This window comes from Streptomyces sp. NPDC002265 (genome assembly GCF_040296125.1).
Classification (GTDB): domain Bacteria; phylum Actinomycetota; class Actinomycetes; order Streptomycetales; family Streptomycetaceae; genus Streptomyces.
Genome location: NZ_JBEOWS010000338.1, coordinates 1 through 10,362, shown reverse-complemented (window position 1 = coordinate 10,362; position 10,362 = coordinate 1). Strand labels below are relative to the sequence as shown.

Annotated in this window: 13 protein-coding genes; 4 read left to right on the top strand and 9 right to left on the bottom strand. The window is 68.0% G+C overall.

From position 1 onward, the window contains the following. Positions 1-109: 109 nt before the first annotated feature. Complete coding sequence (locus tag ABT085_RS37850; protein WP_351618856.1) at positions 110-820, bottom strand: hypothetical protein; 711 nt, start codon at positions 818-820, stop codon at positions 110-112. Between the two features lie 378 nt (positions 821-1,198). Here ABT085_RS37850 and ABT085_RS37845 point away from each other — a divergent pair, with 378 nt between their 5' ends. Continuing rightward, positions 1,199-1,369: a hypothetical protein gene (locus tag ABT085_RS37845; RefSeq protein WP_351618853.1), complete on the top strand. Its 171-nt coding sequence runs from the start codon at positions 1,199-1,201 to the stop codon at positions 1,367-1,369. A gap of 127 nt (positions 1,370-1,496) precedes the next feature. Here the strand turns inward: ABT085_RS37845 and ABT085_RS37840 are convergent, their stop codons facing one another. Beyond that, complete coding sequence (locus tag ABT085_RS37840; protein ID WP_502982906.1) at positions 1,497-1,781, bottom strand: beta/gamma crystallin domain-containing protein; 285 nt, start codon at positions 1,779-1,781, stop codon at positions 1,497-1,499. A 553-nt stretch (positions 1,782-2,334) separates the two neighbouring features. On the opposite strand from ABT085_RS37840, the gene ABT085_RS37835 reads away from it, so the two are divergent. After that, positions 2,335-2,769, top strand: coding sequence for a hypothetical protein (locus tag ABT085_RS37835; RefSeq protein WP_351618847.1), 435 nt, complete (start codon positions 2,335-2,337; stop codon positions 2,767-2,769). Between the two features lie 369 nt (positions 2,770-3,138). Here ABT085_RS37835 and ABT085_RS37830 read toward each other — a convergent pair whose 3' ends face one another. The 4 genes from ABT085_RS37830 to ABT085_RS37815 form a co-directional block, all read right to left on the bottom strand. Continuing rightward, positions 3,139-3,846 (bottom strand): SDR family oxidoreductase, encoded by a 708-nt coding sequence (locus ABT085_RS37830; RefSeq protein WP_351618844.1) that lies wholly within the window; start codon positions 3,844-3,846, stop codon positions 3,139-3,141. Between the two features lie 43 nt (positions 3,847-3,889). After that, positions 3,890-4,324 carry a GNAT family N-acetyltransferase gene (locus tag ABT085_RS37825; protein ID WP_351618841.1) on the bottom strand — a complete coding sequence of 145 codons (435 nt, stop codon included), beginning with the start codon at positions 4,322-4,324 and terminating at the stop codon, positions 3,890-3,892. Then, on the bottom strand, positions 4,321-4,818 hold the full coding sequence (locus ABT085_RS37820; RefSeq protein ID WP_351618838.1) for an aminoacyl-tRNA deacylase: 498 nt from the start codon (positions 4,816-4,818) through the stop codon (positions 4,321-4,323). The genes ABT085_RS37825 and ABT085_RS37820 overlap by 4 nt, the downstream gene beginning before the upstream one ends. A gap of 264 nt (positions 4,819-5,082) precedes the next feature. Beyond that, positions 5,083-5,811 carry a TetR/AcrR family transcriptional regulator gene (locus ABT085_RS37815; RefSeq protein WP_351618836.1) on the bottom strand — a complete coding sequence of 243 codons (729 nt, stop codon included), beginning with the start codon at positions 5,809-5,811 and terminating at the stop codon, positions 5,083-5,085. Between the two features lie 88 nt (positions 5,812-5,899). Between ABT085_RS37815 and ABT085_RS37810 the strand changes: the two genes are divergently transcribed. Together ABT085_RS37810 and ABT085_RS37805 are read left to right on the top strand one after the other, a co-directional pair. Next, complete coding sequence (locus ABT085_RS37810) at positions 5,900-6,760, top strand: SDR family oxidoreductase (protein ID WP_351618834.1); 861 nt, start codon at positions 5,900-5,902, stop codon at positions 6,758-6,760. Between the two features lie 139 nt (positions 6,761-6,899). Then, a complete protein-coding gene (locus ABT085_RS37805) occupies positions 6,900-7,595 on the top strand; it encodes an alpha/beta fold hydrolase (RefSeq protein WP_351618831.1) in 696 nt (231 codons plus the stop codon). Positions 7,596-7,665: 70 nt separating this feature from the next. Here the strand turns inward: ABT085_RS37805 and ABT085_RS37800 are convergent, their stop codons facing one another. The 3 genes from ABT085_RS37800 to ABT085_RS37790 all read right to left on the bottom strand — a co-directional run. Beyond that, positions 7,666-8,412, bottom strand: coding sequence for an SAM-dependent methyltransferase (locus ABT085_RS37800; protein WP_351618829.1), 747 nt, complete (start codon positions 8,410-8,412; stop codon positions 7,666-7,668). A 455-nt stretch (positions 8,413-8,867) separates the two neighbouring features. Continuing rightward, positions 8,868-9,323, bottom strand: a complete 456-nt coding sequence (locus ABT085_RS37795; RefSeq protein WP_351618826.1) for a DUF6188 family protein — start codon at positions 9,321-9,323, stop codon at positions 8,868-8,870. A gap of 338 nt (positions 9,324-9,661) precedes the next feature. Continuing rightward, a partial coding sequence (locus ABT085_RS37790; RefSeq protein WP_351618823.1) for a dienelactone hydrolase family protein occupies positions 9,662-10,362 on the bottom strand: 701 nt, incomplete at its 5' end.

The window sequence follows — 10,362 nt, the reverse complement described above, 5'->3', positions numbered from 1 at the left end:
GCCGCGGACCCCGCCCACCACTGCGAGCTCAAGCCGGGGGCACCGGTGACCACCGCGGCCGGTTGCCTCTGGTGCGGGTTGGCCATCAGGCGTGTGAGCCAGGTTGGAGCTACATCCAGGGAAGACGGTTCGCGTAGGTGTCGGGCAGGTAGGGGCCGTTGGCGGCCCACATCCTCCACCAGACGGCCTTCGCTACGGCGGCGTCGATCGCGGCGAGCCGGTCCGCCGCGAATCCACCGCCCTGCGTACCGCCCTGGGTGCTTGCGGCGGCTGCGCCTTGGGTGCCGCCTTGGGTGTTCTTGTTGCCCGCGCCTTGGGTCGCGCCCAGGGTGTTCTTGTTGCCCGCTCCTTGGGTGCCGCCCAGGGTGTTCTTCTTGCCTGCGCCTTGGGTGCCGCCTTGGGTGTTCTTGTTGCCTGCGCCCTGGTTGCCGCCCTGGGTGTTGCGCTTGCCCGCGCCTTGGGTGCCGCCTTGGGTGTTCTTGTTGCCTGCGCCCTGGTTGCCGCCCTGGGTGTTGCGCTTGCCCGCGCCTTGGGTGCCGCCCTGGGTGTTGCGGTTACCTGCGCCTTGGGTCCCGCCCTGGGTGTTGTGGTTGCCGATCTGGGTGCCGCCCTGCGTGTTGCCGATGCCGCCGCCCTGGGCGTTACCGATCTGGGTGTTGGTGATGTTGTTGTTGCCGTTGTTGAAGATGATGGTGGTGATGGGTCCCACGGGGTGTCCGAGATCGTCCCAAGGGTCAGCGGAAGCTTGGCCCGTCATGGTGCCCGTCAGTGCCACAGCGGCGACAAAAGGCAGGGTGGCGTAGATACCGAACCGCTTCACGGTGTTCCTCTCACGCGTCAGGCCGAGATGGGGGTTTTGCGACCAAACTCTCGTGATGTCTCACTCGCCGACTCCAGCGACACGGTGTTGTCACCCGTACAGAGCGTCGGCCCGGGCGCAGGGTGCCCGCAATGCCAGGGGGACCATGTCCGCTTCCGTCACCGTCCGTGCCGCCGACGGGGGCCTTGCTGAGCGGCAGCACCGGATCGCCGCCTTCGCCCCGATCGCAACTCGCGCCCAGCGCGTCGCCCGTGAGCCGGAGGGCCCGGCGTCCCGGACGTCGTATCCGTCCGGCTCGGTCCGGTGCCCGTACCGGCTGCGACAGCCGTCGCCCTGGTCCTGGACATCGGTGTGGCCCCGCCCGCGATCACCCACGGCATGTCCGTCGGCATCGTGCTGTCGGCGGCCGCCTCGACTCTGCTGCGCGTGGAGTACCGGCCCGACCAACTACTCGATAGGCACGCCTACGAGAACACCCGAGCGTCCGTGACCACGGCCCTCGGAATGTTACGGGAACAGGCCGATGCAGGCCGCGCGGAAAATGCGTGACCTGCATCGATAAGCCGCGGCGAATCGGGTTCATTCCCGCATAGAATTCAGCTCCACACTGAAAGGAATTTACATCCGAACGGATTGCGTGCCGGTGTGACTATTCCCGATGAGTTACCCTCGTCCACTAAAGGATCTCGATGTCCTTGACCTTCGGGGGGCGGCTCGGGAAAGTGATGTCGGTCCATCGGTTGATGCGCACCGAGTCGCCGTTCACGTCGAAGTAGATGAGATCGTTGTTGCCCGTCGAAATGCGGTCGACCCACCAGGAGCCGAAGCTGGTCCGGCCCTTATTGGCGTAGCAGTCCACGCTGGACCTCCCGTCCAGGTGCGACCAGATCTTCAGGAAGTTCTCCCCGCCACGGCACTCGACGTGGTCGATGGCGAACGCATTGCCCGTGGGCGTGGCCATCGTGACGGCCACGGTGGCCACTGCTGCCACGGTCACGGAACGGGCGACCCTCAGCGTCCTTGAAATCACAACTTCTCCTTCATTCAAGACTCGAAGGGCAGAGAACGTCACGGTCGGACGCATTAAGGCTCGCCAAAAAGGTTTCCGCCGGCCTCCGTGCGCCCTTCCGTCGTCTCGTCTATCTGGCTTGCCATACGAAGATCCTGCAAGACAGCTGCATGCGACAAGTATCTATGACTCCCTGGGCCGGAATGCGCCTCTAAATGTCTAGATCGAGACCGCACGGAGCGGGGTGAAAGCTTGATTATCGGCCACCCGCAAGCCCCTTTTTATTTCAGTATTTGACGGTCGCGTGTCGTGTACATGTGAATCGGTGTGCCGCTGCGAGATTGAAGGGTGCCCGGGCGAGATCGCAGGCTTGGGCGTTGTCCGGGCAGGTGCGCCGGACTCGTACACAGCTGAGACGCCCCGACCCCTGGCGGCCCTCGATATCACCTGGTCCGATCCGACAGCACCCCTGAACGACGCTGCCACGGACTGGCACGATTCAGCCATGGGAAACATCTACGACTACTACGCGGCCACCAGCGACACGCAAGCCCTCGCGCTGTTCCAAGACGACAGCATGGTCGACCCATTCGGCACGCTCGGCCTCAAGGGGGCAGACCCCTACCTGATCCTCGGAACCATCGAAGCCCACCTGACAGGAGTATCCGAGGAACAAGTGGAAGCCGACCCGCGCTTCTGCGCACTGCTCAACGACGCCGAGCACGACGGGCCTTGGCTCGTCTCGCTCACGGACACCCTTCGTGACGCCCTCGCAGCAGCCACCCCGGAGCGCCTGCTGAAAGCCGCCACCGCATGGACCCGCACGGAGGACGGTGGCGGGGAGGACCCAGGGCTCATGGCCGACTTCCTGGAACGCCTCGGCCAACTCGCCCGCGACGCCGCGCCGCGACGACGCCTGTATTGCGGCATGTCCTTGTAGTGAGCCGAGACATGGGGGAACAAGTCCGGCGGTTAGGGGGAAGGCGAACTCATCGACGCCGAGCACCCGCGGCGACTGGTTCGGAGCCGACGGGGCAGGCAGGTGCCTCACCGGTCTCATCCGCCGATGCTCAACCTGCGCCCCTGTCGTCCCAGGAAGTAACACGCCCTCAGGTAATAGCCATGCAGTGCCTGTAACCAGGGGATGCCCCGGGTCAGCCGCGGCTTGACCTGGACCTTCTGCAGATCGCTGACAGAACCTTGAGGATCCCCACCCGGAACTACTCCTGCAAGGTTGCTGGTGTCGGGGAGTTGCTCCGTCTCTCACCTCGCCGGTCCGTGGCGCGCGACACGCCGTTGAGAGGGGGTGTTACGGGCGCCAGGCGGAAGCTGTTGTGCCAGGAGCGAGTCCGAGGGCTGCCTCGGCCTGGCGGGTGCGTTCGTCGGCGAGGACTTCCGTCTCGCCCGCTTCTACGGCGGCGAATGCCTGCTCGGCGATCGCTTCCGGGGAGTTCTTGGGACCGGTGACCTGCGCGGCCATGTCAGTGTCGATGTATCCGCAGTGCACGCCGACGACGAGGACGCCGGTGTCGAGGAGTTCACCGCGGATCCCGTTGGTCAGGGCCCAGGCGGCGGCCTTGGAGGCGCTGTAGGAGCCCATCGCGGGGTTGGTGAACCAGCTCGCGATGGACAGCACGTTGACGACGGCGCCGGGCGGGTTGCCCGTGAGCAGCGGGGCGAAGGCGCGGCACATGGCGAGCGTGCCGAAGTAGTTGACCTCCATCTCCGTACGGGCGGCGTCCAGGTCGGGCGCGGCCAGCAGGGGGCTGTCGGTCAGGACGCCGGAATTATTGACCAGCAAGGTCACGTCGGAGCACGTCTCGGCTGCCGCGGTCACCTGGGCGGGATCGGTGATGTCGAGGCGAACCGGGATCACGCCGGGCTCGACGACTGACCTGGGGTCGCGTGCCCCACCGTAGACGCGGTGTGCGCCGCGTTGCAGGAGCAGCCGGGCCATCACCTGTCCGAGCCCCCGGTTCGCGCCGGTCACCAGTGCCGTTATTCCGCGGATCTGCATGGATTCCCCGTCTCGCCCGGCCGATTGGTCGACAGATGCCCGGTCATGTGGTGGACCATTTGAGATGAACGGCGGTCTCGTGGAACCCCAGAGCGCGATAGAAGCCGGCCGCTCTGCGGGTCGGCACGGTCACCTCGACGTCCTTCGCCGCCCGGGCCTTCGCCTGCGCGGCCCGGATCAGCGCGGAACCCGTACCGCGGCCCCGCATGGGCTCGGCCACGGTGAGTTCGAGCAGTTCGAGGATCGTGCCGCCGGCGAAGAGAGTGGGCATGCGCACCGCGAGCAGGTACCCGACCACGCTCGAGTTCTGCTCGGCGACGAAGAGTTCGGCGCGGCCCGCCGAGGCGTCCTCGATGATCCGGGGGAACGTGGCGCCGTCGAAGACGGCTCGGTCGGGCTGGTGGCTCGTCACGAACGCGCTCAGCAGACGGTAGATGTCATCGGCGTCCTCGGGCGTGGCGTCGCGGACGGTCGTCATGCCGGCCCGTCCGTTGGGAGGCTGCCGATCGACGCCGTAGATGCCCCTGGGACAGCGGCCATGAGCTCCGCCGCCTCGATCTCGATGCTGCTGCCGCGCCGGCCGCTGCCGCAGTGCACACGTCCCAGGCCGCCGACCGTCTCGTCGAACACCACCACCGCAGCCCGGTCCGCGGACACGGGGCACACCCCGCCCGGCTGCATCCCCGTTCGTGCCAGCCGCCCGGCATCGGCGGGAGACAGGTCGCTGCGGCGGATCCCGGCTGCGCGAGCGAGGGCGCCGTAGCGCAGCCGGGCATGGCCGGGCAGCACCGCCAGCAGGAGGCGGTCCTCGGGGGTGACGAATGCCAGGGTCTTGACCGTCCGTTCCAACGGAACGCCCAACGCGGCGCAGACCTCTACCGGGCTGGTCACATCGGGGTGCTCGCGCAGCCGGAAGGACACACCGAGCGAGGCGAGGATCTCCGGTGGGCCGACGGTGGGGAGAGCATTCACCCAGCCGAGATTACCGTGCACGATACCGGAGTTGATCGCCTCTTGTGCAGCAGAAGGAGGCCACGCCACTCCAGCGGGACCTACGCACGGTTGAAACTGCAGTCCAGTGCGGAGGGGGGCAGATGCGGCCATTCAGGGTTCTGGCAGCAGTGGTGCCGGGGGCGGCCCCCCTGACGGTACGGGTATAGGCGCTGGCCCGGCACCGGCACGGTCACGAAGCCAACTGGCCGGCGTCTTGGAACTCCGGTCTGGCGGGACGTGTGATCAGGCGTGCGGCGCGCGATCCTCTGCGGCCAGGCGTGTGAGCCACTCGCGCAGCAGGCGCTGCTCGGCGTCGCTCAGGACATCGGCGTCGTCGGGGAGGGCGGCGCGCAGCGCGCGGGCCGCCGGGGCGGGGCCGGTCTCCGCGGCGGGGATGGTCGGCTCGGCGCGGGTGACGGCGGCGACCACGGATTCGCGGAGGATGGTCAGCAGTGCCGGATTGCGGCGTTCCGCGGGGGTGGAGTGCCAGGTGGTGACCGCGCCCTGGCCGGTTGCCTGGATGATCTGTGCGGCCAGTTCCTCGTCGACCCGCAGCCACCCACCGGCCGCCAGCCGGCGTACCCGCTCATGAAGGATTTCCAGGCCCGCGCGGTGGGCCGCGTCCGATGCCCTGCCGGTGGCCCGGTTCATCACCGCGAACAACTCCGGACGTGAGACCCCGAACTCCACCACCACGTCCCAGCCGCGGCGCAGCTCCTCCACCGGGTCCTGCGGAGCGGAGTCGAGCTGCGCGCGCTTTCCCTCCAGGAACTGCGCGTATCCGTGCTCGGCGACCGCCTCCAGCAGCCCTTCCTTGTCGCCGAAGAGGCGGTAGATCGCCGGGGGCTGCATCCCGGCCGCGGCGGCGACCGCACGGGTGCTCACCGCTTCGGGGCCACCGTTCTCCAGCAGCTCGACGGCCGCCTCGACGATGCGACGACGAGGGCTGTCGGATGTCTCACGGGTAGCCATGTACCGATGGTATCGAAGATTTGCTTCCATTGATAATTCCAGTGTTACCGTTGAAGTGATTCCACTGGAAACAGCGTCGGGAGAACCAATGATCATCGTGACCGGAGCCACCGGAAAGCTCGGCCGCCGTATCGTCGAGCGCCTTCTGGCGCGTGTCCCGGCCGACCGCGTCGGCGTCAGCGTCCGCGACCCACACAAAGCCAAGGACCTCGCCGACCGCGGAGTCCGTGTCCGGCAGGGCAGCTTCGACGATCCCGCCTCGCTCGTGCACGCCTTCGAGGGAGCCGAGCAGCTGCTCCTCGTCTCCCTCGACCGCACGGGCGAGGAGTGCGTCACCGGCCACCGCACCGCCATCGACGCCGCCGTGAAGGCCGGCGTCGGCCGCATCCTCTACACCAGCCAGATGGGCGCCGCGCACGACTCCCGCTTCCAGGCCTGCCGCGACCACGCCCAGACCGAAGACCTGCTGCGCGCCACCGGCCTGCCCTGGACCGCGCTGCGCAACGGCTTCTACGCCTCCAGTGCCCTGCAGTTCCTTGAGCCCGCCCGCCACACCGGTGAGATCGCCCTTCCCGCAGACGGCCCCGTCACCTGGACCGGCCACGACGACCTCGCCGAGGCCACCGCCGCGATCCTTGCCGACGAGGGCCGCTTCGAGGGGCCCACCCCGCCGCTCACCGGACCGGCGGCGCTCGACTTCGGCACCGTCGCCGAGGTCGCGTCCCGGGTCACCGGACGGCCCTTCACCCGCACCGTCCTTCCCGACGACGCCTTCCACGAGCAGGCCCTGGCGCACGGCGCCCCGGCCCCGATCGCCGACCTGTTGCTGAGCATCTTCGCCGCGGCACGCAATGGCGAGTTCTCCGCCGTCGACGCGACGCTGGCCGAGCTGATCGGGCGGGAGCCCGCCACCTTCCGCAGCCAGCTGGAGCGTGCCTGGGCCGAATAGACCCATCGCGACGTCCAGACGGCGCGGATGCACAAGAACGCACGCGGGCCTGGCGACAGGTGAGCATCCGCAAAGTCGCACGTTCTGCTGTCGGCCAACACTGTCGCGGCTCCGATGGGATGGGCGACAGGATCGTCCCATGCGGCCGATCTTCGTTCTCGTGCACAGTCCGTCCGTAGGCCCCTCGACCTGGCGCCCCGTGGCCGAACACTTGACGGCGGCGGGATACCAGGTGCAGGTGCCCTCCCTGCTGCACATCGGCACCGGTGCTCCGCCGTTCTGGCCCCGCGTCGTCAGTGCCGTCCGCGACGGCCTCCGGCAGGTCCCGGCCGGCAGCCCCGTCACGTTGGTGGGACACAGCAATGCGGGCTTGTTTCTCCCGGCGATCCGCTCGGGTCTCGACCATCCGGTGACCGGCTCGATCTTCGTCGATGCCGCGTTGCCGGCCCAGATGGGGCCGAGCCCTGTCGCCTCAACCGAGTTGCTTGAGTTCCTCGGGCCGATGGCCGTGAACGGCAGGCTGCCACGCTGGACCGACTGGTGGGACGAGGCGGATGTCGCACCCATGTTCTCCGATGCGGCCATGCGACGGACGATCATTGAGGAGCAGCCCACTCTGCCGCTGTCCTACTACGAGCAGTACATCCCGGTCCCCGACGGCTGGGACGACCATCCCTGCTCCTACCTGCTGTTCGGCCCTCCCTACGAAGGCCTTGCCGCCGAGGCGCGCGAACGCGGCTGGCGTGTGGCACACCTGCCCGGCGCACATCTTCATCAGATCATCGATCCCGCCGGCACAGCCCGGCACCTCATCGAACTCGCCACCACGACGTGAACCACTTCCTTCACGCCCTCCGGCCAACGGGGCCGGCAGCATGCTGCCGACCCCAGCCTCGACGTGACCGTCAGCGGCCCATGAGAGCGAAGACCCCCCAACCGAGGTACTCACGCTGGTACCTGGCATAGCGGGCCGGTTCCTCGGAGAGCTCGGCTCTCAGCTCGGCGGCCAACTCGTCATCGGGATTCCGGTCCAGCCAGCGTCGGATGTTGAGCCACTGCGCGGCCCGATACCGATCCCAGCTGTCCTGGTCGGCAAGCATCATCTCGACGACGTCGTAACCCAGTTCGCCGAACTGCTCGATCAGCTCAGGCAGCGGTCGGAACTCGTTCTTGTCGCTGACGTGGCACGCTTCGGCGGTGCGCTGGTCCGGGGGGTCCTGACGCCAGTACGGTTCGCCGATCAGCAGGATGCCACCGGGACGGAGGCTGCGACGCAGCAGATCGATCGTGCCGACCACTCCGTTGCCGATCCAGGTGGCGCCGATGCACGCTGCGAGACTGACAGGTTCGTCCGCGACATAGCCGGACGCATCGTCGTGAATGAAAACCACCTGATCGGCGACGCCGAGCTCGGACGCCCGGACACGGGCCTTGGCCGTGAACTCGGTGCTGATGTCCACTCCGGTCCCGGCGATGCCGTGGGCGTGCGCCCAGGTGCAGAGCATCTCGCCCGACCCGCTGGCGAGGTCGAGGGCGCGCGTCCCGGGGGCCAATTGCAGCGCCTGTCCCAGGGCAGCCAGCTTCTCGCTGGTGAACGGGTTGTGGATGCGGTGGCTGCTCTCGCGGATGGTGAAGCTACGTGGAAGATCCACTGTTGGGAGTCCTTGCGTCGGTTGAGGTCATGACGTGAGCGGGGGACGGCCTGTTGACGCTGGCCGCCGTTGCCTGGACCGTCATCAAATGCACCTCATCCGGACGCGCGAACTCCTGACCCCGGTGAGGTTAGGAGGCACAAGACACCGCGTCCATCGGTTTTCCCCGCGCTGCTCCCACGCCTGGCCCGACTCGAACGGACCAGTCACCCACGCCGCGATCACAGGCCCGCAAGGGCAAACCCGGCCTCACCAGGCCTCGTTCACCACGGGTACGGCGGAGAGGTGCCGAACTCGTCAGGAAGCCCGTCGATCTTCTCACGGGGTACCCGGTTGTCCTCTTCGCCGATGCCAAGTCCTGTCTCATCGAAGTCAGTCGCCCGCGTGGTGCCGACCTGCACTGACTGGATTGGGTGAGACGCGTGGACTCAGTTCGTTGAGAAAGACCGCAAGTCTTATGTCTGCCACATCGTGTGCCTCGGACAGGACTCGCTCGCTCCTGAGCCAGACCAGACGGCGAGGCTGCCTTCAGGCAGTGATGCGCAGCGCCATCCAGTTGGACCCGTGACCTGCCACGCTTCGAAAGACGGATCGGACGAGCAGGTTAGGTGGTGGCCGGTGTCGAAAACGAGACGCAGGGTGCCGGACTTGAACGCGACCGCCGACAGGACCTTCGCTCCGAAGAGTGCGAGGGCCGCTGCGACATCCTGCGATTCTGGGTGCAAGAGCACGGACGAGTTGGCGCGGGCTGTCCCGTGCGAGAGGCTGACGGGGGCTTCCAATACGACTTCCCAGTCAGAGTCGAGGGCCAGCGCGAGCCGGAAGTCCACGCTGATCTTGGTGACGTTCTTGCCGCGAAGGCTCAGGATCCACCGGTCCGCGTGCTCGACGGGACTCTCTTCAGTGCTCACTCCTGCACCTTGGCTGATTCGGCAGTCGAGAGCCATGGGATTTCCGGTGCGAGGACGGCAGGGCTGGAACTACGACCTCATCGGTACAGCCATCCAGCGCTTCCGGTGCCCTCAGCCGCGCGATTGGGTTCGCCGAGACAGAAGCCCGAGCGACTTGGTTCGTTGAGAAGACGACTCGGTTGAATGAGACGGGACATGGCATCAACGGGTCGGTAAACGTCCTGTATCAAAGTTACGGCGGCCACTACGGCTCGATCTCTGCGGTCCAGTAGCTGTCCTTCACCCGAGAACCGTGCTCAGCCGGGAAGTCCGGCTCGGGGCCGACGACGTGCCCGTACTCAGAATCGGGCCACCCCGTGGTGGGCCGGGGTCATGTGGTCGGTGAACCAGCCGCAGGCGAGGTGGGTGACCTGCTCCAGGGTGCCAGGTTCCTCGAAGAGGTGGGTGGCGCCGGGGACCACCGAGAGTTCGTTCTCGCACCGCAGCCGGGACTGTGCAGCGCGGTTGAGACCGAGTACGAGTTGGTCGTCGCCGCCGACGATCAGCAGGGTGGGGGCGGCCACGGCCGGTAGTCGTGGTCCGGCGAGATCGGGCCGGCCGCCACGGGAGACGACCGCGGCGATCCGCGCGTCGGGCTCGGCCGCGGCCCAGAGTGCGGCGGCCGCGCCGGTGCTGGCGCCGAAGTAGCCGATGGCCAGCCCTTGGGCCTCGGGCTGCTCGCGCAGCCAGCCGGTGGCGTCCGCGAGCCGCCGGGCGAGGAGCTCCGTGTCGAAGACATTGGCCCGGTCCACCTCCTCTTCCTCGGTGAGGAGGTCGAACAGCAGGGTGCCCAGCCCGGCCTGGTCCAAGCCGGCCGCGACGAACCGGTTGCGCGGACTGCGCCGGCTGCTACCGCTGCCGTGCGCGAACACCACGATCCCGGGCGCGCCCTCGGGCACCGCCAGCCGGCCGCGCAGCACCAGCGGACCCGCGCGTACATTCGTCTCCCGGCCCTCGGGCGCGGTCTGCCCGGGCGGGGCCCGGCGGGGGGGGGGGGGGG

Bases quoted from the DNA above. Each gene is read 5' to 3' on its own strand.
- ABT085_RS37845 (WP_351618853.1), top strand. From the start codon at position 1,199: ATGTCCGTCGGCATCGTGCTGTCGGCGGCCGCCTCGACTCTGCTGCGC.
- ABT085_RS37840 (WP_502982906.1), bottom strand. From the start codon at position 1,781: ATGGCCACGCCCACGGGCAATGCGTTCGCCATCGACCACGTCGAGTGC.
- ABT085_RS37835 (WP_351618847.1), top strand. From the start codon at position 2,335: ATGGGAAACATCTACGACTACTACGCGGCCACCAGCGACACGCAAGCC.
- ABT085_RS37830 (WP_351618844.1), bottom strand. From the start codon at position 3,846: ATGCAGATCCGCGGAATAACGGCACTGGTGACCGGCGCGAACCGGGGG.
- ABT085_RS37825 (WP_351618841.1), bottom strand. From the start codon at position 4,324: ATGACGACCGTCCGCGACGCCACGCCCGAGGACGCCGATGACATCTAC.
- ABT085_RS37815 (WP_351618836.1), bottom strand. From the start codon at position 5,811: ATGGCTACCCGTGAGACATCCGACAGCCCTCGTCGTCGCATCGTCGAG.
- ABT085_RS37810 (WP_351618834.1), top strand. From the start codon at position 5,900: ATGATCATCGTGACCGGAGCCACCGGAAAGCTCGGCCGCCGTATCGTC.
- ABT085_RS37805 (WP_351618831.1), top strand. From the start codon at position 6,900: ATGCGGCCGATCTTCGTTCTCGTGCACAGTCCGTCCGTAGGCCCCTCG.